Here is a 21,758-nt window from a genome sequence, read left to right as displayed (position 1 = left end):
AGCGCCGCGCGCCAATGTTCAAGCTGCCCCGCGAGTTTCTGCTCCACGGGCCAGCGTGCAAACGGCACCTAGGGCTGCAATCCAATCTGCTCCGCGCGTGAATGCCGGGGTGACGCCTCGCGTAAATGCCGGGGTGACGCCTCGCGTAAATGCCGGGGTGACGCCTCGCGTAAATGCCGGGGTGACGCCTCGCGTAAATGCCGGGGTGACGCCTCGCGTAAATGCCGGGGTGACGCCTCGCGTAAATGCCGGGGTGACGCCTCGCGTAAATGCTGGTGTCGATGGCAACACACGCACGACGCTTCGCCCTGTGACGCCGGGCGTCGGGGCAAACGTCAATTCCGGTATCCGCGGCAACGCCGGCGTTGGTGCTGGTGTTAACAGTGGCGTGCGGAACCAAGGCGATATTCGTGCGAACGTGAATGCTGCTCTGAACGGTCGAGTTAACTCGCCGATTCGTAGCAACATCGCTCCAGGCGTGAATGCTGGGACTGGCGCAGCCGGCCGGGCAAACCTGCCCGGAGTCGGTCGGGTTGGTGTAGATGGCCGAGTTGGTACTGACGGTCGCATCGGTGTGGATGGTCGCGGTCGTAATGATGGTCGAGTTGGCGTCGACGGCCGTGTGAACGGTCCCAATCGTGTCAACAACTTCCTGAATGGCGCGAACGTCAACGCTCGGGCTAATCTGCCCGGCGTGAATGCTCGCACTGCGATTCGTCCCTCTTGGTACAACAACAACTTGGGACTGAACAGCCGGATCAACGCGAATCTGGGCCGCACGATTGGTGCCTCGCTGGCAGGAGCCGCGACGGCCAATTACTTAAATAACAACCCGAACCGTAATCGGCATTGGGGTGGTTATGGTAACGGCGTCCGCAACTACTGGGGCAACAATCGCTCGCCTTACTTCAATAACCGTTGGTGGGCCGGTCACTATGTGTATCGTCCCTACAGCTACTTCAACTACGGTTGGGGTGGTCGCCCCTACGGTTACTGGTGGGGTTCGCCAGGCTGGGTCGGCGTGAATCGCTGGTACGGTGGCTGGGGTGGCTGGAATTCGCCTTACTACTACGACTACGGTGTGGGCGGTAACGTCGTCTATCGTGACAACTACGTTTACGTCGATGGCACCAACGTCGGTACTGCGGAAGAGTACGCTCAGTCGGCTGCTGCCTTGGCTACGGTTGATCCCGAGGAAGTGCCTGCTCAAACCAGTGAAGACTGGTTGGGCCTAGGGACCTTCGCCTTGGTCGAAACCGACGACAGTGGCAACAAGGAGACGATCGAACCTTCGCGGTACGTTCAGCTCGCCGTGGATAAGAAGGGTTTCGTCAGCGGTACGCTCTTCAACAAAAAGGACGACGAGGTTTACTCGCTCAGTGGTCGTGTCGACAAGGACACCCAGCGGATCTCGTTCCTGGTCGACAATGACAAGGACATCGTGTTCGAAACTGGTTTGTACAACCTGACGCAGGATGAAACGCCGGTACTGGTCCACTTTGGACCAAAGAAGTCGGCCACCTTCGTCTTCGTACGCTTGGAAGAGCCCAAACAAGATGCGACAGAGCGGGGCAGCATTGAGCAGCTTCCGTAACTGGCAATCTAGCAATATCCGGACGCTCGCAAGCTCTGCTTGAGAACGTCCTCTCGGCCCCTGGTTTTTGGGTTAACCAGGGGCTGTTTTATTTCTTGGCAGAATGGCCCTGAGTTTAGAATTTGAGCAGCTTGGCGTATTCGTCGGTCACTGCTCGGTAACATTCACAGCTGCCGGCCTCCAACCCCTTACGATCGACGATGGTGATCTTGCCGCGAGCACCACTGATCAGGCCCTTCTCCTGCATGATCTGCAGCGTTTCTGTCACGCTCGATCGGCGCACTCCGAGCATCGCGGCGAGAAACTCGTGCGTTAGTTGGAACTCGTCCCCTTCGGCTCGGTCGTGGGTCATCAGCAGCCAACGGCAACAGCGTTCCAGCAGTGGATGCAAACCATTGCAGGCGACGGATTGCGAAATCTGAAACAGGAACGCGGCGTGATAGCGCATCATCAGGTCTTGGAGGACGGAACCGGGTTGAGCTTCGCGCAACAGGACCTTCGTATCGATCCGCCAGCCCTCACCAGGCACTTGCACGAAAACTCGATTGGGTGAGGAACCTGCGTTCGACAGATTCGGCAGACCGACCATTCCTTCGCTACCGATCGTGGCCACTTCGATCATGCTGCCATCGAGCATCACGACGACGGCTGAGAGGGTGCCGCGATTGGGAAAATACGAATACTCGTAGGGAGCGTGAGCTTCGTACAAGACAAGTCCCGAGTCGAACTTGATCGAGGTGAGATAGGGGCGCAGCCGATCGAGCTCAACTTTGGGTAAGCGCGCAAGTATCTGGTTTCCGGACATCGGTGTTGGTCCTCTGGCAATGCTCAGAAGAAACCACCGAAGTACGTGCTGCTAAAAGCGAGCTGCATGCGTCGAAGGTGATGGGTTCTAAGGACAGCGTAGCTAAGTTCCTTGGGTGAGGCAGGAGAAAGGGGAAACCTTCACTCTATCAGTCGTCGTCACCCAACGGCACGTGAATGCGGAAATGTACCGGAACTATTCCCCGTCTTCAGTACGGTTTCCGACTGAAGCCAACAGGAAAAACTCCCATATTGCCATTCGACCGCTTCTACTCGTCCTGCTTTGCGACGTTCTCGCAATCGTGAAACAGATGACTAATTCCCAAGCTAAACCTTCGAATGGCCGGCCCCTATCGATACTCGTCGTGGACGATAACGTCGACGCTGCCAATTCTATGGCGATGCTATTAACTCGCTTGGGCGGCCACGAAGCGCGCGTAGCCTACAGCGGCCAAACAGCGATCGAGATCGCTCAGCTACACCAGCCCGAAGTGATTCTGCTCGACATCGGGCTGCCGAAACTCGATGGCTACGAAGTGGCTCGAATGGTGAGAGCCATGCCGGAAACCTGCTCGGCAGTGATCATTGCGGTGACGGGCTATGCGCGCGCAACGGACCGTGAGTTATCGCTGGCCGCGGGTATCGATCTTCACTTGCTCAAGCCCGTGAATACGCCCGAGTTGCTGGGCTATCTGCGCGACAAGGTTGGGAAAAAAGCGGCGCGGTAGAACCCGCGAGCAACTTACTCGGGCAGGTAGAGCAGTCGCCCGCAAACTTTGCAGAAGACCGGCTTGTTGAGTCGCAGTTGGTCAATGATGTGCGGTGTCAGCGATTGATTGCAGCCACCGCAAGTCTCGCCTTCGACGGGTGCCAGCGCATCGGCTCCCATCGACTTCGAGAGTCGTAAGTAATTCTCTTTGAAATCGCCGTCAATCAGCTTTTCTGCTTCCGACAGCTCGTGACTGTAGCGGCCTAGATCCCCTTCGAGCAATTCCTGCTGCGCGCCGACCCGAGCCCGGACCTTTTGCTCTTCCTCGCGATTCTTGACGAGCGATTCTTCGGCTGACTTGATGTTGGCCTGCAATACATCGAGCCGTTCGAGCGATTCGAGAATCTCATCGGCCAAAACGCTGCTCGCCTGATTGTCGGCGGCGATCTGATCTTTCAGCAGTTGGTACTCTTTGTTGCTGTTCGCCGAGTGCAGCTTGCCCTGCAGATCGAGCAGTTTGGCTTCCCGCTGCTTCAGTTGCAGTTGCTTTTCGTCGCTGCTCATCTTGGCAGCGCGATAGACTTCTTTGGCGGTGACCAGGTCGGCTTCACACTTTTTGACGTTGGCTTCCGAAGCGCGCACCTGCTTGGGGCCCCGTTGCAAACGGTCTTGCAGATCGGCGATCTGCGTATGAATGCGATGCAGAATTCGGAGCGCTTCGGTCAGCGAGGTCATCAGGAACGGATCCAGCAGATAAGAAGACGCCGGTGGAACAACCCGACTGCTTTATTGTAGCAGAAAGGTACGAAGGTAGATCGCACTGCCAAATTCAGGGGGCGTTCACAAACCAGCAGGGTTTGTGAACAGCGATGTGCGTGGCGCCCGAGGAATACTGCATGTCGTGTTCACAAACCGAGGCGGTTTGGGGCCACTTGTTACTCGTCGCCTTCGCATGGGTGGTGACTTACGGCGACTGCAACTCGCGGTTCGACGCGAGTTACGTTCTACGGAACTCGCACCAGCCAACCAATCCGCAAACTTGACTTGCTCGGGCAACTCACGCCCGAGCTGCTGCTGCGTCGGACCTAGATTCTTACCCGATCCAGTTTGACAAGCGCCTTGGGCTCGGTTACCTTCACCCATTAGATTGAGTGGATGGGTTTGCGCTTCGGCGATTAAACCTGTCCCTTCAATTACCCCTACCAACCCTTTCCCGCCTGCTGGCATGAAACAGTTTCGGCTTATTGGCCATAAGTAACTAGGTCATCCGCTGGCCCCCAGTTTGCTGCCTATCGATCGCGTACTGCCGGACACCATTCGGCAAACCGGTCTCCCCGGCTCCTGTCCCCACCTTACATCCGCTGGCAATTCCTTCCTTGGAGAGCAGTTATGAAGTGCGAAGGCAATCAAATGAGTCGTCGTGCGATGCTGACGGTTGGTGCCGTCGGCGGTCTCGGTCTGACTCTGTCCGACTTCTTTCGGATGAAGACCGCGCAGGCTGATCAAAAGCACTACGACTTTGTGCAGGCCAAGGCCCAGAGCATCATTCATATCTACCTGCCAGGCGGTATGGCCCATCAGGAATCGTTCGACCCCAAGCCGTACGCCCCGATTGAATATCGTGGCGAACTGAACCCGATCAAGACCAACACGGGTGAAGTGTTCTGCGAAACCTTGCCACAGCTGTCGCAAGTCGCCGACAAGATCGCCGTCATCCGCTCGATGACCCACGGCGAAGCGGCCCACGAACGTGGCACCCACAACATGTTCACCGGCTATCGTCCGAGCCCCGCTCTCAACTATCCCAGCATGGGTAGCGTGGTGAGCCACGAATATGGCCCACGCAATAACCTGCCTCCTTACGTTTGCATTCCCAACGTCCCGAACGAATTCGCGAGCAACGGCTATCTCAGCTCGTCGTTCGCTCCGTTCAGCCTCGGTGCCGACCCTGCCAACAACGGTTTCAAGGTGCAAGACCTGAGCTTGCCCGAGAAGGTGACCGAAGAGCGGTTCACTCGCCGTCGCTCGGCCCTTGATGCCGTCAACGACTACTTCACCAAGCGTGACAAGTCGGACAATGTCGGCGCGATGAATACCTTCTACGAACGAGCCTACAGCCTCATCAGCTCGAAGCAAGCTCGCGAAGCGTTCAATATCGAAGCCGAAACCGCTGCGGTTCGCGACGAATACGGCCGCAATACCGCTGGCCAGCGATTGCTGATGGCCCGCCGCCTGGTGGCTGCTGGTGCTCGCTTTGTCACGCTCACCTACGGTGGCTGGGACATGCACGCCCAGATTACTCGGGGCATGAAGAACGCCGTTCCTGCTCTCGACCAGGGCCTCACTGCCTTGATCAAGGACCTGGACCGCACGGGCCTGCTCAGCAGCACGCTGATCATGGTCTCAAGCGAATTCGGCCGCACTCCCAAGATCAACAAGGACGCTGGTCGCGATCACTGGCCCAAGGTCTTCAGCGTGATGCTGGCTGGTGGCGGTATCAAGGGTGGCACGATTTACGGCACGTCGAACGCCACCGCTTCGGAACCAGAAACCGACGCAGTTGGCCCGGAAGATCTGGCCACGACCATCTATCACCAACTCGGCATTGTCGCCGACAAGGAACTGATGTCGCCCGGCGATCGCCCGATTGAAATTGTCGACGGCGGCAAGGTGATTAAGGGCTTGCTCGCCTAGTTTTTCGATTACAATTGAGCGGGGCGGCAAAGTTTAACTCTGTCGCCCCGCGTTTCTATTTCGTCCCCGCCCAATTGTCCATTGGTCCCGTCGCCAGGCGCTAATTCGCTTCGAATTTTCGCACACTCCAGCGACTCCCCCGCCTGGCCAATGTCGCTTGTATCGCCTGCTCACCTTTTTCCCGCTTAGCGAGAATCCGGTATGAATCGTCTTCGTTTTGGGCTGCGCGCTCTCGCGTTTCTCTCCATCATCGGCTCGGCCTTCATCGCGAGTGCAGTCGAACCGAATATCGGCCAGATGTCTCCCACGGGCTTGCAACGGGGCACGGAGGTGGAGATCACCTTCACGGGAGCTCGTCTCGCCGATGCCAAGCAGTTGTTGTTCTATTCGCCGGGCATCGAGGTGAAGTCTGTCACTCCCGACAAAGACAACAAGGTCGTCGCCAAGCTGGCCGTCGCCGCCGATTGCCGCATGGGTATTCATGCCGTGCGTCTTGCGTCGGCCAGCGGCATCAGCAACATGCGAACCTTTACGGTCGGACCGCTGCCCGAAGTGGCCGAAGTCGAACCGAACAACCTGTTCACGACGCCCCAGGCCGTCGCCATGAACGTGACGATCAGCGGCACCTGCGCCAACGAAGATCTCGATAATTACGTCGTCGAACTCAAGAAGGGGCAGCGCCTGAATGCCGAAGTCGAAGGGCTGCGACTCGGCAATGTGCAGTTCGATCCCTACGTTGCCATTTTGAACGAAGCCCGCTTCGAACTCGCCCGCAGCGACGATGCTTCGCTCTTGTTCCAAGACTCCATCTGCTCGATCGTCGCTCCCGAAGATGGCAAGTACGTTGTGCAGGTCCGCGAGAGCTCTTTCGGTGGCGGTGGCGCTGCCTATCGCTTGCACCTGGGTTCGTTCCCACGTCCCACCGCCGTCTATCCGGCCGGCGGTCGCCCCGGCGAACAAATCCAAGCCAAGTGGATCGGTGACGCCGCCGGCGAATTCACCAGCAGCGTGACTATGCCGAATTCAACGGACGGCCAGCCCGGCGTCTATGCTCAGGACGACAAGGGCATCGCTCCATCGCCCAATCCGGTCCGCGTGATCGATCTGGCGAATGCTCTCGAAGTCGAACCCAACAACACCTTGCAAGAAGGCTCGCCCGGTGGTGCTGCTCCGATCGCCCTTAACGGCATCATCGACCAGCCTGGCGACATCGACTTCCACAAGTTCACGGCGAAGAAGGGGCAGCAGTTCGACGTTCGCGTCTATGCTCGCAAGCCTCTCCGCTCGCCACTCGACTCGGTGATGGTGATTCACAATGCCAAGGGTGGCAACCTCGCCAACAACGACGATAGCGGTGGCCCCGATAGCTACGCCCGCTTCAATGCTCCCGAAGATGGCGAGTTCTATGTTTCGGTGCGCGATCACCTAAATGGCGGCGGACCAAGCTACGTCTATCGCGTCGAGATCACCGAAATCAAGCCTGCGGTCGTCGTTGGACTGCCCGAAAAGGTGCAGTACATCGCGACCACGCTAACCGTTCATAAGGGCAATCGCATGGCCCTGATGGTGAACGCCCAGCGGCAAAACTTTGGCGGCGATGTGGTACTCGAAAGCCCCAACTTGCCCCCCGGCATGACGTTCGAAGCTCTGCCCTTCGCCGCTGGCAAGACGGAAGTCCCCGTCCTGTTTACCGCTGCTGCCGATGCTGCCCCGAGCGGAGCACTTGCCTATCTCACACCCAAATCGACCGACCCCAACGCTCCCACCGCTGGTAGCTTTAGCCAGCGAACAATGCTCATTCGCGGTGAAAACAATAACGACGTCTGGGGCCACGATGCCGATCGCATGGCGGTGGCCCTCGCCTCAGAATCACCGTTCAAGATCGATCTGGTACAGCCCAAGGTGCCGCTGGTTCGCAACGGCAACATGGGGCTGAAGGTTGTCGCTACGCGAGCCATGGGTTACACCGCACCCATTGCCGTCAAGCTGCTCTACAACCCCAACGGCGTTGGTTCGTCGGTGAGCGCTGTGATTCCCGAGAATCAAAACGAAACCGTGATCCCACTCACCGCCAACGGCAATGCTACGCTGGGTGTTTCGAAAATCGTAGCCCTGGGCACCGGTCCGCATGAAGGTGGCAAGGTCGAAGTGGCCACGCAGTTCATCGATCTGAATGTCGCCGATCAGTTCTTCAAGTTCACGTTCGAAAAAGGTGTCTGCGAACAAGGCCAAAACACCGAGTTCGTGGCCAAGGTCGAAAAAGTCAGCGACTTCCCTGGGGAAGCCACCTGCGAACTCGTCGGCTTGCCCAATGGCGCGACCTCGACCCCCGTGAAGTTCACCAAAGATACCACCGAAATCGTGTTTCCCGTCACGGTTATCAAGGATGCTCGTCCCGGCAAATACACCACGCTGATGACGATCGCCAAGTTCCAACAAGAGGGCGAAGAAGTCACCCACACCCTGGGCCCCGGCGAACTCCGGATCGATGCTCCGCTGCCTCCGAAGGCCGATGCACCGAAGCCCGCTGCGTCTCCGATGCCCATGCCGATGCCAACCACCGAGAAGCCGCCAGAGAAAAAACGTCTCTCGCGACTCGAACAACTGCGGCTCGAAAAAGAGCAAGCTGAAAAGAAATAACTCACGCTCCTAACTCCCTCGCCCCAGTACTCTGGAGAGAGGGTTGGGGTGAGGGGCTGACCCGCACCACGCTCAGCCATTTCCCACATCCAAAACTAAACCAACCGCTCATTCTTCCGGAGAGATTCACGTGTCGCAGCAAACGCTTGGCTGGTGGAGAAGCCTCGGGCTGTCACTGGGTATGTCGCTGGCGGTCTCTGCCGCCGCGCTGGCCGAGGGCAAGATCACCGCTCTCAACGTCTACCCGCCTGATGTGCACCTCAGCACGAAACAGGACTTGCAGCGGTTCGTGGTGGTCGCCACCCGCGAAGATGGCGTCACGCTCGATGTGACCGCGCAGGCTTCGATCAAGCTGGCCGACGACAAGCTCTGCAAACTCGAAAAGAACATGCTGCTTCCGGTTGCCGATGGAGCTACCAAGCTCAATGTCGAATATCAGGGTCTGCAGGCCGAAGCTTCCGTCGAAGTGAAAGATGCTGCGGCCGATCGGGGCATCAGCTTTCAACTCGATATCATGCCGGTCTTCATGCGAGGGGGCTGTAACACCGGCAGCTGCCACGGCGCGGCCCGCGGCAAAGATGGTTTCCGCCTCTCGCTGTTCGGTTTTGATCCTCAAGGCGATTACTACCGCCTGACGCGCGAAGCGGTCGCTCGCCGCATCAATCTCGGTTCGCCGAAAGACAGCCTGCTGATGGAAAAATCCATCGGCAGCGTGCCGCACACCGGCGGCAAGCGGTTTGGCGACGACACCGAACATTACGCGACCATGCTCCGCTGGCTGGAGATGGGTGCCCCGAACGATGCCGCGCCGACCCCGGCAGTCGTTGGTGTCGATCTCTATCCGCCGAGCGCCGTGCTCGAAGGCGAAGGAGCCGCGCAGCAGTTCATCGCCCGGGCTCGCTATGCCGACGGGACCGATCGCGACATCACCTCGCTCGCGACCTTCATGACCAACAACGACAACAGCGCGCCGATCACGCAAGATGGTCTCGTAACTGCTGCTGCTCGCGGCGAAGCCTTTGTGATGGCTCGCTTCGAAACTCACACCGTCGGCAACCAGGTGCTCGTGTTGCCGAAGAACCTGATGTACACGCCGCCAGCCGTCACCGGCAACTATGTCGATGAACTGGTGGGCGAGAAACTGAAAAAGGTGCGTATCCTGCCCAGTGGTATCTGCACCGACGAACAGTTTCTGCGTCGCGCCTCGATCGATATCACCGGCACCCTGCCCACCGAAGAAGATTTCATCGACTTCATGGGCGATGCCGATCCTAACAAGCGCGCCAAACTGGTTGACCGCTTGCTCGAACGGAAAGAGTTCTCCGAAATCTGGGCCATGAAGTGGTCCGAGTTGCTGATGATGAAGTCGAGCAACCAGGTCAGCTACAAGTCGATCTTCCTCTATTCGAGTTGGGTGACCGATCAGGTTGCCAACGACGTTCCACTGGACAAGATGGTGCGCGACCTGCTCAGTTCGTCGGGTGGTACCTTCAAGAGTCCTGGCACCAACTTCTATCAGATTGAGCGCGACACGCTGAAGACTGCCGAAAATGTCGCGCAGGTCTTTTTTGGCATTCGCACCCAATGTGCCCAGTGCCACAACCATCCGTTCGATCGCTGGACGATGGACGACTACTACAGCTTTGCCGCATTCTTCTCGCAAATTGGTCGCAAGCAGAGCGAAGACTATCGCGAGATCATTGTGTTCAACAGCGGTGGCGGCGAAGTGCGTCATCCGGTGGGTGGCAAGGCGATGACGCCCAAATTCCTGGGGGGCCAGGTTCCAGATGTCGCCGGCAAAGATCGCCGCGCGGTCCTCGCCGAATGGATGACCTCACCCGAGAACCCCTTCTTCGCCACGAGCGTGGCCAATCGCGTGTGGTCTCACTTCTTCGGCAAGGGAATCATCGAACCGGTCGACGACATCCGTGTCAGCAACCCCGCCAGCAATCCCGAGTTGTTCGAAAAGCTCGGTAAAAAGCTGGTCGAATACAAGTACGACTTCAAGCAGTTGGTCCGCGATATTTGCAACTCGCAAGCGTATCAGCGGTCGGTGGAACGAAACGAATCGAACATGGACGACTCGCGCAATTTCGCGCACGGCAATGTGCGCCGCATCCCGGCCGAAATGCTGCTCGACTGTATCAGCCAAGTGACAGGCGCGCCGGATAAATTCCGCGGGTTGCCGATTGGTGCTCGGGCCGTGCAAGTGGCCGATGGTCGCACCAGCAATTACTTCCTCACCACCTTCGGTCGCGCCCCGCGCGATACCGTGTGTGCGGCGGACTCGAAGACCGATCCCACCCTGTCGCAGGCCTTGCACATGATCAACGGCTCGACCATTCAGGGCAAAATCAGTGCAGGTGGCGTGGTTCGCAAGCAATTGGCCGACAAGCGGACTCCCGAGCAAGTCATCGAGTCGCTCTACATCCGCTGCCTCTCGCGCAAGCCACAACCTGAAGAGCTTGAACGCCTGATGACGACAGTGACTGCTTCGGAGAGTCCAACTGCTGGCCTCGAAGACGTCTTTTGGGCAATCCTGAATTCCCGCGAGTTTTTGTTCAACCACTAAACAGAATGCATTGTTTCTGAGCGACCTGCATAAGCACGTTGCTCAGTGAAAAAGCACTTCTGATTGACTGTCTGTGTCCGGAGTCTGGTTATGGTTCGCCTTTCGGTTGTGATTCGCTCGCTTGGTGCGGTTGCTTTGCTCGCGTGCAGTGCCTCGTTTGTCCTGGCTCAGGAAGCAGCCAAGCCAGCGGCACCAGCAGCCCCCAAGATCACCTACGAAGAGCACGTGCGGCCGATCTTTCGCGAGCATTGCTTCGCCTGCCACGCCCAGGATCGCGCCAAGGGTGGTCTCGTTCTGGATAGCTACGCCAAGACCATGGAAGGCGGTAGCAGCGGCGAAGTCGTGATTGCGGGTGACACTGGCAGTTCGCGCCTGTGGGGCCTGACCAACCATAGCGAAGAGCCCAAGATGCCGCCAATGCAAGACAAGCTGGCCATGGCCAAGCTAGACATCTTGAGCAAGTGGATCGAGCAGGGCGCGCTCGAAAACAGTGGCTCCAAGGCGAACATCAAAAAGAAGAATAACCTGGCACTGGCCAGCGTCAGCGCTACGGGTAAGCCCACAGGCCCCGTCGCGATGCCCGAAGGTCTGCTCAAGCAGCCCGTGCTGTTTACAGCCAAGCCAGGCGCCATCACGGCTCTCGCGGCCAGCCCTTGGGCGCCGCTGGCCGCAGTCGCCGGCCAGAAGCAAGTCTCGCTGTACAACACCGACACTGCTGAGCTGCTCGGCGTGTTGCCATTCCCCGAAGGCATTCCGCACGTGCTGCAGTTCAGCCGCAACGGCAGCGTGCTGCTGGTGGGCGGCGGCCGCGGCGGGCACTCGGGTCTCGTCGTGCTGTTCGATGTGAAGACTGGCAAGCGAATCGCCAAGGTTGGCGAAGAACTTGACGCGGTCCTCGCGGCCGACATCAACAACACACACACTCTCGTCGCCCTGGGTGGCCCAAGCAAGATCGTGCGCATCTACTCGACCGAATCGGGCCAGTTGCTGCACGAAGTGAAGAAACACACCGACTGGGTGCAAGCCGTGCAGTTCAGCCCCGACGGCGTGCTGCTCGCCACTGGCGACCGCAGTGGCGGCCTGTTTGTCTGGGAAGGTGAGACTGCTCGCGAGTACCTCGGCCTGCGTGGCCATACCGGCGCGATCAACGGCGTCAGCTGGCGGCCCGATGGCAACGTGCTGGCCAGCGGCAGCGAAGATGGCAGCGTGCGGTTATGGGAAATGAACGATGGCAACTCGATCAAGAACTGGGCTGCTCATCCGGGCGGCGTCTTCAGTATCAACTATGCCCAGGATGGTCGCTTGGCTACCGCTGGTCGCGACAAGGCCGTCAAGCTGTGGGGCGGCGATGGCGCAACCATCAAGACCTATCCCGCCTTTGCCGAACTGGCACTGCAGGCCGTGATCGTGCACGACGGCAAACGCGTCCTCGGTGGCGATTGGCTCGGCAACTTGAAAGCCTGGGACGCGACCGAAGCCAAAGAACTGTACGTCCTCGCGCCGAATCCGCTGCCGCTCGATCAGGCTCTAGCCGCCGCTCAAGCCGCAGTCCCCGTGAAGCAAGCGGCTCTGGCGCAAGCCCAAGCCGAACTGGCTGCAGCCATGAAACTTGTTGCCGATAAAGACGCAGCGCTCAAGCTGGCCAACGACAAGCAAACGGCTCACGTCGCAGCCGTTGCCAAACTGGAACAAGATCGCTTGGCTGCAGTGAAGCAGGTTGAGACAACCACCGCTGCTGTGACCGCGCAAGCAGCCAAGCTCGCGGCAGCTCAAGCGGCCGACAAAGCAGCCACCGATGCCAAGACTGCCGCTGACGCGTTGGTAACCGAAAAGACAAACGCCGCCAAAGCCACAGCCGATGTTGCCGCAGTGGACAAAGCGGCTGCCGAGAAGGCTGTCGCCGATAAGGCCGAGAACATCGCCGCCCTGGAAGAAAAAGCCAAAGCCAGCGCCGCTGAAGCGGCCAAGCTCGAGGCGGAACGAGTCGCAGCCGTCGCCGCTGCTACTGCTCAAGCTGATGCCGTAACCAAAACGGCCGCTGCAGTTGCCGCCGAGAACACCGCCCTCGAAACCGCCAAGGCGCAAGTCGCTACCGCCACCAAGCTCGTGGAAACATCCACGGCGGCTCACAAGGCAGCCAGCGATCAACTCCCCAGCTTCAAAGCCGAGATCGACAAACTGGCCAAAGAGAAAGCCGATCTCGAAACGGCAGCAGCCCCCAAGAAGGTCGCCGCCGATGCTGCCCAGCAAGCCTTGGATGCGGCGAATTCCGCCGTCGCCAAGACCCAGGCCGATCGCGACGCCTTCGCCAGCATGACCGGCAAGCTCGAAGCGGCCGCCAAGCAGGCTCAGGAACAAGTCGCTGCGAAGACTCCCCTCGCCACGCAAGCCGAAGCGGAACGGAACGCTCTCTCGACGCAAGCCGCCGAGAAGGCAGCTGCGACCAAGGCTGTTGCCGATAAGCTGGCCGCCCTGCAAGCCGAACTGGCGAAAGTTCAGGCCGAGCAAAAGCAAATCGACGACGCTCTCGCCGCCAAGGCCAAGGCCGCCGCCGATGCCCAAGCGGCCCTCGATGCCGCCAAAGAACTCGTCGAAAAAGCCGAAGCCGAAAAGAAGACCTTCGCCGAAGCTTACTCGCCGAAGTAGCCTGTCGTTCTTCGTGCCGCCGATCTACTCCGGCCCGATGTAAAACACATCATCCCCGGCCGCTGGACGACGGCGGGGAGCAGCAGTCGCGGCACCCGGCGTGGGTGTGTTCTCGTCGATGAAGAGCACTTCGCCGCTGGCCGTGGGAGATGCCCAGCGAACGCCTTCGCCCGCGCGGTGCGAGTAGCGGACAATGTTCGACGTGCTCACGCTGCCGCCGCTACGAAGGGGGCGATTGTCCACCGGCAGCTGAAACTTGCATTCGTCCTCGTACCAGTTTTTGGCCGAGTAGTTCGTCGCGCGATCGAGATTCAGGTAAGCACTGCGGGCCACATCCCACAGCCGTTCGCAGATCACATCGAGCCCGACGTCGGGCATCCACGGCAGGCCCATCTCGTTCAGGTTTACAAAGCCGCTGAACGAAATGTTGGGATGCAATATGGGCGTAAGCCAGCGAATGTCGGGTGGACTCGTGGGATAGGCATAGGGCAAGCGCAGTTCGACCTGGTGCAATTCGACAATCGAGACTTCGCCCGCCTGGCTCACATCGCGGGCCAATCCTTTGCCGCGAAAGGTGAAGACGTAACGATCCGCCGGTTCGCCGAACGACTCGACCTTCAGCAGACTGCTGCCGGCCGAAAGCTTCTGCAGCAAAGCCTGGTCGGCTTGCAAGCGTTCGGTGCGTTGTTTGGGATCCATGATGGTTTTCCTGGACAGCTTTTAATTCGGCGACGTTAGCGTGGAGTTTCCGTTTCGTCGCGAAGTGGACTGGGCTGCGACACGCTTTCTGTAGTCGTTGACCTGGGTGGCGACTGCGCGGCAGCCTCTGCCAGTGATTCGTCAGCCGCTGGCGGCGATTGGCTGCGAAACCAATAGCCCGCGAAGCCAAACACGGCCAGCACGACTGCCCCACCCCCGAGATACCACCAGGTGCGACCCGTCGGCGGCCACGCAAAGATGCTGGTCGCGGCGGTTTCTTCAGCGGGGTTCAGTTGCTGTTCCAGCATGGCTACCTGAGCATCGCGGGCTTTCAAGTCGACCGCCAGTTTGTCACGTTCCTTGTCGAGCTTTTCGGTCTTCGCTTTCCATTCTTCAATGCTGCCCGCTTGTTCCAGGTTACTCTTCTTCAGCAATTCCAAGTTGGCCTCAAACTGCTTCATGCGGTTCTCTTGCACTTCGTGGCTATTGCGCAGGGCAATCTCGGCGTCCTTGCGCTTGATCGTTTCATCACGATAGTTCTCGACGAGCCCGCGATCGGTTCCCTTTACTTCGTGCAGCACTCGATCGATCACTAGCAAGTCGTGCTGAGCTTGCCGCGCAAGTTGCTCGGCCTCGGCTTTGACGGCAACTTCTTTTTCGAGTTGCAGCTTGGCAACTACAGCGGAATCGACATTGTTCGTGCCAAGCAACTTCCAGGCAATGAGCGAGAGCAAGCAGAATTGCAGCGCGAGCATGCCCATCATCGCCATCCCTTCCCAGGCAGGCTTGGGGGGCGGCGGGGCCGATTGCACGTAGATGTTCGGCGAACCGGCGGAACCAGGTGTATAGCTGGGCATTGCTTGTTTTCCTTCTAACGCCTGCACGACTTGTTCGAGTTCCGCCTGCCGAAAGCGAGACGCGGTGACATAGAATCCGCCGGTGCGGCGAATTCGCTCTTTCGGCTTGCCAGTCCACATAAAGAACGCGCGGTCGAGCCGACAGGGGTCGATCACGTAGGCCACATCAAGCGGCTTGTTGAAAAAATTGTCGCAGATGAACATGTCCATGACGGACAAGAACACGCCCCAATCGGGATGCGTGTGATACCAGCCTGCCATCTGCATGTCGGCGGGAAACTCGTCGCGCTGGCGGGAGATCTTTTCCCACGTATCGTGCGTGAACTTGAAGCTTCCCTTGGTACTTTCGTAATGTTCCGCCCGCAGCGAATCGGAGATGACCACGAACGCCTTGCCGTCGCTGTCTTCGTAATGCCCGCCGAGCATCACGCCGCCCAGTTCCACCGTCTTGTCGCTCGCCGCGTGCGCTTCCATATCGAGCAGCACGTCGAGATCGACAAAAATCGGCAAGTCTTTGTCGCTTGGTTCGCCGTAGGCCACGACCGCAAAATGGCGATTGCGGTCCGGCCGGAGATTTTGCTCCGGCTGGGCCTGCTCGACTTCGCCAAATTGCATGTCGTCGGACATGGGGGGGAGGGGCTGGGGGCTAGGAACTCGGGGCTGGGGAAATGCGTTTCAGGTTTCGAGTTCAAGGTTGAAAATTGAGTTTAACTGCGAACTACAAACTGCGAACTTCAAACTTTGAATGTTGCCGCGCGGTCAGCAGCGAGCAAAAAGGTTTGGTACTCGCCGCCGGCGGTGACGCGAACCATATCGTAAGCAGGAATGCCCAGCGCGGCGAGTTTTTCCGCGGCCAGCGGATGATCTTCGGGAATCGCGTGAATCATCTCGGGCTGGGCGGCCTGTCCACAGCTGGGGCAGATCGCTTCTTTGGCATTGACCAACTGTTGCGGCCGCATCACGGAGCGCGTATTGCCGCAATTGCAATGCAGGGCGAGGATCAAGTCGCGATCGAGTTCCAGCGTCAGCTTTGCCTCTTCGGCAAAGTGCGGCCTAGCTGCCTGGAATAGTTCGGCGGCAGTAATCTGGGTCGCGGAGACCTCGAGCGAGATTGGCTCCGGGTAAGTCTCATGGCTGAGGCAATCGTCTCGCCGCTGGTAGTGCGTGGTATAAAAATTATTGGCAATGCCATTAAAGACCATCGCCGCGCCAGCTTGCACAGGCAGACCATGCAGCAACTTGAGTGCTTCCTGAGTCTGCAGCCCGGCGATCATCGAGCCAATGGTCGGCGCCGTGGGCACTTTGCCAGCGAGCAAGTCCTCGCGCTTCAGCAGCGGGCAACTGTAACGCAAGCTGATGAGGCGATAGTCGTTCTCCGTCATCGCGCATTCATAACAGGCACTATGCGGGGGCACAAAGACCTTGGCCACGCCGCTGATCTCTTGAATGCCGCCATCCACCCAGGGCGTGCCGACTTTCCAGCAGCAGCGATTGACCCACAGGCGAGCCTCGCGGTTATCGAGGCAGCCGATGACCACGTCGACATCGCGAAACACACCAAGGCCGATGTCGGTCATCACGTTGCCGTGAATGGGCACAACGTGCGTATCGGGATTGATCTCGTGCAGCATCTTGGCCGCTGCCTCCGCCTTGCTCTTGCCGCGATCGCTGGCGCGAAACAGCACCGAACGCGTGAGGTTGGAGTCTTCGATTTCATCGAGATCGATCACCAGCACCTTGCCCACACCGAGTAACGAGAGATTCTTCAGCACTTCGTTGCCGAGCGCGCCGGCGCCCACGACCAGAATCTTCGCCGCGCGCAGTTTGTCTTGATCCCACCAGCTGATCAGCCGCAGACGGGAATAACGGTCGTCATCGTCGATGATAAATTCGGACATGGGGTGTTAGTTTGAAGTTCGTAGTTTGACGTTCGTAGTTCAAGGTTTCAGGTTTAAAGTTGAAAGTTGAAAGTTGAAAGTTGAAAGGCACAGGCAGCTGAATGTGAATTCAACTTCGAACTCCAAACTTCGAACTCCAAACTTCGAACTCCAAACTTCGAACTCCAAACTTCAAACCTTAAACCTTGAACCCTAAGCCCCCAAGCATACAAACCCACAGTCGAGGACTTCTTCGCCGCGCCAGTGAAAGAAGCCGAGTTCCTGGCGGCGGGGGTCGACGACCATGGCGATTTGCCAGGGGAGCGAAAAAAAGTTGCGATGGATGAAGAGGTCATAAGCGGAGAGAAACACGCCGAAGCCGGGATGCGTATGCTGCCAGCCCAGGACCTGGGCGCCGGGAAAACGGAGTTCGGCCTGGCGATGCAAGTCAGACCAGCTTTCATGTGTGAAGGTGAGGGAAGCCGCTCGGGAGGTGGCTTGGACCGCGGGATGAAAATGCCGGACGATCACACAATTCGGTTCTTCCTGATGAACATCGCCGAGCAGAAAGCCGCCCACTTCGCGAACCAGGTCCTTGCCAGAGTAAGACAAGATTTCGTCGAGCACCGGCTCTTCGATCACCACGACCGCGCCGCTCCGATAGAGCGTCCCCAACTGCCGCGCGTCACGCAGCCGATCGAGATCGAACGGTTCCTTGGCCCGAGCTGAGGTCATAGGGATTGAATTGCCACAAGGCGAAGCAAATACTCTCCGGGCGCTTACGCTTCCGGCTCAGGGGTGGAGCTACTGAATAAACATGATGTCGGAGTCGGTAGTGGCGGGGCTGACGATCTCGGCGTTGACGACGCCGGAGTCCAGGAATGTGACCCCGCTGTCTTCGGCTTCGTCCACGCGACGGGCGACGGCAGGACGCACCGGCGGTCGAATGACGGGAGGTACTGCTGGGCGAATGGGCGTGGGAACTGCGGCGACAGGCGTCGGTGGCGAGTAGGACCAACGGCGGGTGCTCGTCGCGTCGGTTGTTTTGGCGCTCGGATACTCGGCGCGCTGGGGGGCAGCTTCGTGTTCGGCAGCGCGGGCAAGGCGATCGCGCAGGGGGCGTGCATCGAGCGGCAGTTTGTACTGCGACTGCGTTTTGGCCCACAAGGCTGCTTCTCGGTTATAAGGGCTGGTGACGTCGTAGTTCTCGTAACGAACCATGTCCCACAGCATGTGGCATAGTTCGTCGAGCGTGAGACTAGGCACCCAATAGGTACCATAGCCACCGAGGCAGACCGAGCCATTGCCCGAAATGTTCGGATGGAAGATCGGCGACTTCCAGCGAATCTCGGGCATCATCCGCGGGTAGCCAGCCCCCAGACGAATGGTCACTTCGTGCTTCTCGATCAATTCGATCGGCCCGTTATTCTCGCCGCGCATCATGCCGCGACCCAGAAAGGTCACCGTGTAGGCTTCGGGCAGATCGCCGTGCGAGGTGAAGTGCAGGATCGAGCTTTCGGCCTGCAACTGTTGCATGGCACGCAGGTCGCTGTGCAGTCGGCGCAGGCGGGGAGATGTAGCACTCATTCGATTTGCTGAGGCAGAAGAGAAGAGAAAGGCAGAAACTCGGCAGACGAAGAAACTTGGCAGACCAAGAGGTCTGCCGCCACAAGCTTAGCCGGCGACGATCTCGGGATAGACAATCAGGTGGTGGCCGTCGAGCACCGAGGCCTCGATCAGGGTTTGTTCTTCGCGCAGCCGCTTGCCACCCTCTTTATGATCGAGGCTGTAGCTCATCGGCTGCCCATCGGGGCCCATGACCGGCAGGTTCATCTTGGTGATGATGTTCGGCAGAATTCGCTTTACGGTAACCGTGTCGGCAATCACTGCTTCCACGCTTTTCGCACCGGTCTGATCGAGGAACGTCACTCGCGTTCCTTTGCGCTCATCATTCGAGGGGACAGACATGACCTTTTCACTCCTTGTCGACGGAATACAGTCGACGTAATGTCGCTTTGGCAAGTATTCGCTTGCCAGCCGTCGATCTTACGGCACGCCGCACGGAATTCCTACCAGCTCCGCTAAAAGGAGTAGTCTTCCAAGCCCCAATGGTTCGCGCAAAATCAGTTGCGATCATCACTTAGCAGCAATTGTGCGAATTGCGAGCGAGCATGGCTAGGAAAGCAGCTTGACGAGGGCGAGTGGCCGGATTCAGTTAAGGGCATCCCTCCCGCCCAGTACCCTCTCAGCCAGTCTCTCGCCTATCGGTCCCATCCCACCTCGGAGTCGCTTCCATGTTTCGGCGAACTTGCCAGTTCCTGTGCGTATGTCTGTTTCTTCTGGTGCCGCAACTCGCCCAGGGGGACGAGCTCTGGAAAGTGGGCCTCGCCAAAACCAACATCACGCCGACGAAGCCGATGTGGATGGCCGGCTATGGGGCACGCAACAAGCTGGCCGAAGGCAAGCTGACCGACTTGTGGGCAAAGGCGATCGTGGTACAAGATGCGAGCGGCCATCAAGGCCTGGCGATCACGCTCGACCTGGTCGGCATCGATCGTCAATTGGCTGCTTCGATTTGTGAACGGATTCAGAAAGCTCAAAAGCTGCAGCGCTCGCAGATCGCGCTCTTTTGTTCGCATACGCACAGCGGACCGGTAGTGAGCAAGAACCTGCGGCCGATGCACGAGTACTTGTTGCCCGAGGATCAGAAAAAACTGATCGCCGAGTATGCCACGAAACTCGAAGCACAGCTGGTAGAACTGGCCGCCGCTGCGTTCCAGGATCTCCAACCGGCGAAGGTAAGTTGGACCACAGGGCAGGCGACGTTCGCCGTCAATCGCCGCACGAATAAAGAAGCGGACGTTCCGCAGCTGAAAACTGACGGCAAGATTCTCGGCCCCCACGATCACGATGTGCCACTGCTCGCCATTCATAACGACAAGGGTGAGCTGCGCGGGCTGCTGTTTGGCTATGCCTGCCACGCGACGGTGCTCTCGGGCTATGACTGGTGCGGTGATTGGCCCGGCTACGCTCAGCAGGAATTAGAGAAGCGGCATCCGGGGTGCCTCGCCCTCTTCTGGGCAGGTTGCGGGGCCGATCAGAACCCGCTGCCCCGCCGGACGGTTCCTCTCGCCGAGAACTACGGCCGGCAACTCGCCGACGCCGTCGATGCGGCTCTGGCGAAGGGAACGACTCCGCTGCCGAGTCAACTTTCAACCAGCTATCAGGAAGTGAAAGTAGCCCTCGGAACCTTGCCGACACAAGAAGAGTTACAAGCAGCCGCCGATGGCAAAGACAAGTTCCAGGCGGCTCGCGCGAAGATGCTGCTCGCCGAGCTGGCAGAAGGCAAACCGTTGGCGAAGGACTATTCCTACCCGGTCGCCGTGTGGCAGCTCGGCCCCGAGGTGAAGTGGGTCATTCTCGGCGGCGAAGTGGTTGTCGATTACGCCCTGCGGCTGAAGAGTGATCTGGCTGGCAAAAAGACCTGGGTGGCCGGTTATGCGAATGACGTGATGGCGTACATCCCCAGCCGTCGCGTGCTGATCGAAGGAGGCTACGAAGGAGGGGGCTCGATGGTCTATTACGGCCTGCCCACGATCTGGGCTCCCGAGATTGAAGAGACGATTGTGAAAGAGGCCATCCGGCAGACGAAAGCGCGGTAGCGGGCTTGAGCGACTGGGAGGCAACGATCCTCTGGATGTGATCTTATCGCGCGGCAACGCATCCTAGCCTATCCAGGTCACATCGAGCCGATGTGGCCTACCGGGCAAAATATCTTTAAATACATTACGACAAAATATTGCGAAATAGTTGACATGAGTTCACTATCTAGCCACAATGCCTGTATGCTCTCTGACAGTCTGGTTGTTTCGGTGCGAACCGCAATGCGCGGTTGGGATGCCTCGTTCTTGTCGCCTTGAAGCTGCTACGAAGCGGTCAGTGATCAGAACCGGTTGTTGGACAAAGAGGTGCGAAGCTGCAATCGACCGGACAGCCGCAAATCTGGTAGTGGCAAGAGCTTGCCGCTGCACTTGAGAATCAGCGCCCGTCCAAAAACCTCGGTCGATTCTTCCGTGCTGCGGCCGGCTCTGTTGACGCAAGTGCTTGCTGACCGCAAAAGGGGGGTGTCCAACTTTCAGGGCCTCATTGACTGCCCAAGTGCGCCGCAGCCGAGAGTTACTGCAGGTTGTGCCCCGCGAGCAGCGTTTTGGTTGGACAAGTTGGCTGAAATGGGAACGCGAGGAACGCGGAGTTACGTTACGAACGGTGAAGCGACTCCCGTGGTCTCCTTGTCTCCCGGTCTCCGCTCTTAGCTGCTAAATTAACAGCCTGCGCGATCCAGCCAGCGCGCCACTCATCTCAAACACAGGAGGCCCGAACGGTGAAAAAGGAAGAAATTCTCGCCAAGTTGCAAGCCGGCGAACTCTCGGTCGAAGAAGCTTCGAAAATGCTGACCGACACTGCCCCCAAGCGCGGCCAGTTGTACTGCAAAGTGAGCGAAAAAGGGGCCATTTCGGTGTACGGTCTGCAGCGGATGCCCGTCACCCTCTACGTCGAACAATGGCAGCGCCTGCTCGAGTTTTCGGACGACCTCAAGTCGTTCATGACCGAAAACGACTCGAAGCTGAAACGCAAAGAAGGCACCGAAGCTGCCAAGTAACTGCGG

16 protein-coding genes are annotated in these 21,758 nt (G+C 58.7%); 8 read left to right on the top strand and 8 right to left on the bottom strand.

Annotation, left to right across the window (positions count from 1 at the left end):
• Positions 1-109 precede the first annotated feature (109 nt).
• The gene (locus NA78x_RS04395) at positions 110-1,594 is read left to right on the top strand and encodes a hypothetical protein (protein ID WP_425617207.1); all 1,485 of its coding nucleotides are present in this window, start codon (positions 110-112) and stop codon (positions 1,592-1,594) included.
• 115 nt (positions 1,595-1,709) lie between these two features.
• On the opposite strand, the gene NA78x_RS04390 is transcribed toward NA78x_RS04395, so the two are convergent.
• Positions 1,710-2,399, bottom strand: a complete 690-nt coding sequence (locus NA78x_RS04390; protein ID WP_425617206.1) for a Crp/Fnr family transcriptional regulator — start codon at positions 2,397-2,399, stop codon at positions 1,710-1,712.
• Between the two features lie 184 nt (positions 2,400-2,583).
• Here NA78x_RS04390 and NA78x_RS04385 point away from each other — a divergent pair, with 184 nt between their 5' ends.
• Positions 2,584-3,126 (top strand): response regulator, encoded by a 543-nt coding sequence (locus NA78x_RS04385; protein ID WP_425617205.1) that lies wholly within the window; start codon positions 2,584-2,586, stop codon positions 3,124-3,126.
• Positions 3,127-3,140: 14 nt separating this feature from the next.
• Here NA78x_RS04385 and NA78x_RS04380 read toward each other — a convergent pair whose 3' ends face one another.
• Complete coding sequence (locus NA78x_RS04380) at positions 3,141-3,842, bottom strand: zinc ribbon domain-containing protein (RefSeq protein ID WP_425617204.1); 702 nt, start codon at positions 3,840-3,842, stop codon at positions 3,141-3,143.
• Positions 3,843-4,496: 654 nt separating this feature from the next.
• Between NA78x_RS04380 and NA78x_RS04375 the strand changes: the two genes are divergently transcribed.
• The 4 genes from NA78x_RS04375 (at position 4,497) to NA78x_RS04360 (ending at position 13,659) form a co-directional block, all read left to right on the top strand.
• Entirely contained in the window at positions 4,497-5,801 is a 1,305-nt protein-coding gene (locus tag NA78x_RS04375; protein ID WP_425617203.1) for a DUF1501 domain-containing protein, read from the top strand.
• A gap of 201 nt (positions 5,802-6,002) precedes the next feature.
• The gene (locus tag NA78x_RS04370) at positions 6,003-8,441 is read left to right on the top strand and encodes a PPC domain-containing protein (RefSeq protein ID WP_425617202.1); all 2,439 of its coding nucleotides are present in this window, start codon (positions 6,003-6,005) and stop codon (positions 8,439-8,441) included.
• A 181-nt stretch (positions 8,442-8,622) separates the two neighbouring features.
• Positions 8,623-11,013, top strand: a complete 2,391-nt coding sequence (locus tag NA78x_RS04365) for a DUF1549 domain-containing protein (RefSeq protein WP_425619498.1) — start codon at positions 8,623-8,625, stop codon at positions 11,011-11,013.
• Between the two features lie 90 nt (positions 11,014-11,103).
• A complete protein-coding gene (locus tag NA78x_RS04360; RefSeq protein WP_425617201.1) occupies positions 11,104-13,659 on the top strand; it encodes a c-type cytochrome domain-containing protein in 2,556 nt (851 codons plus the stop codon).
• Between the two features lie 24 nt (positions 13,660-13,683).
• Here NA78x_RS04360 and NA78x_RS04355 read toward each other — a convergent pair whose 3' ends face one another.
• From NA78x_RS04355 to NA78x_RS04330, 6 genes are all read right to left on the bottom strand, one after another.
• Positions 13,684-14,358 (bottom strand): ubiquitin-conjugating enzyme E2, encoded by a 675-nt coding sequence (locus NA78x_RS04355; protein WP_425617200.1) that lies wholly within the window; start codon positions 14,356-14,358, stop codon positions 13,684-13,686.
• A gap of 35 nt (positions 14,359-14,393) precedes the next feature.
• On the bottom strand, positions 14,394-15,842 hold the full coding sequence (locus NA78x_RS04350) for a hypothetical protein (protein WP_425617199.1): 1,449 nt from the start codon (positions 15,840-15,842) through the stop codon (positions 14,394-14,396).
• 107 nt (positions 15,843-15,949) lie between these two features.
• Positions 15,950-17,113, bottom strand: a complete 1,164-nt coding sequence (locus NA78x_RS04345) for a HesA/MoeB/ThiF family protein (RefSeq protein WP_425617198.1) — start codon at positions 17,111-17,113, stop codon at positions 15,950-15,952.
• 192 nt (positions 17,114-17,305) lie between these two features.
• Positions 17,306-17,827: a Mov34/MPN/PAD-1 family protein gene (locus NA78x_RS04340; protein WP_425617197.1), complete on the bottom strand. Its 522-nt coding sequence runs from the start codon at positions 17,825-17,827 to the stop codon at positions 17,306-17,308.
• Between the two features lie 69 nt (positions 17,828-17,896).
• The gene (locus tag NA78x_RS04335; RefSeq protein ID WP_425617196.1) at positions 17,897-18,679 is read right to left on the bottom strand and encodes a ubiquitin-conjugating enzyme E2; all 783 of its coding nucleotides are present in this window, start codon (positions 18,677-18,679) and stop codon (positions 17,897-17,899) included.
• Between the two features lie 87 nt (positions 18,680-18,766).
• Positions 18,767-19,060 (bottom strand): EsaB/YukD family protein, encoded by a 294-nt coding sequence (locus NA78x_RS04330; RefSeq protein ID WP_425617195.1) that lies wholly within the window; start codon positions 19,058-19,060, stop codon positions 18,767-18,769.
• 326 nt (positions 19,061-19,386) lie between these two features.
• Between NA78x_RS04330 and NA78x_RS04325 the strand changes: the two genes are divergently transcribed.
• Positions 19,387-20,754 carry a neutral/alkaline non-lysosomal ceramidase N-terminal domain-containing protein gene (locus NA78x_RS04325; RefSeq protein ID WP_425617194.1) on the top strand — a complete coding sequence of 456 codons (1,368 nt, stop codon included), beginning with the start codon at positions 19,387-19,389 and terminating at the stop codon, positions 20,752-20,754.
• 719 nt (positions 20,755-21,473) lie between these two features.
• Positions 21,474-21,752, top strand: coding sequence for a hypothetical protein (locus NA78x_RS04320; RefSeq protein WP_425617193.1), 279 nt, complete (start codon positions 21,474-21,476; stop codon positions 21,750-21,752).
• Positions 21,753-21,758 lie beyond the last annotated feature (6 nt).

The sequence above is a fragment of the Anatilimnocola aquadivae genome (genome assembly GCF_049819085.1).
Classification (GTDB): Bacteria; Planctomycetota; Planctomycetia; order Pirellulales; family Pirellulaceae; genus Anatilimnocola.
Note: the sequence above shows the minus strand (reverse complement) of the source record. Positions and strands in the feature narration are given on the sequence as shown.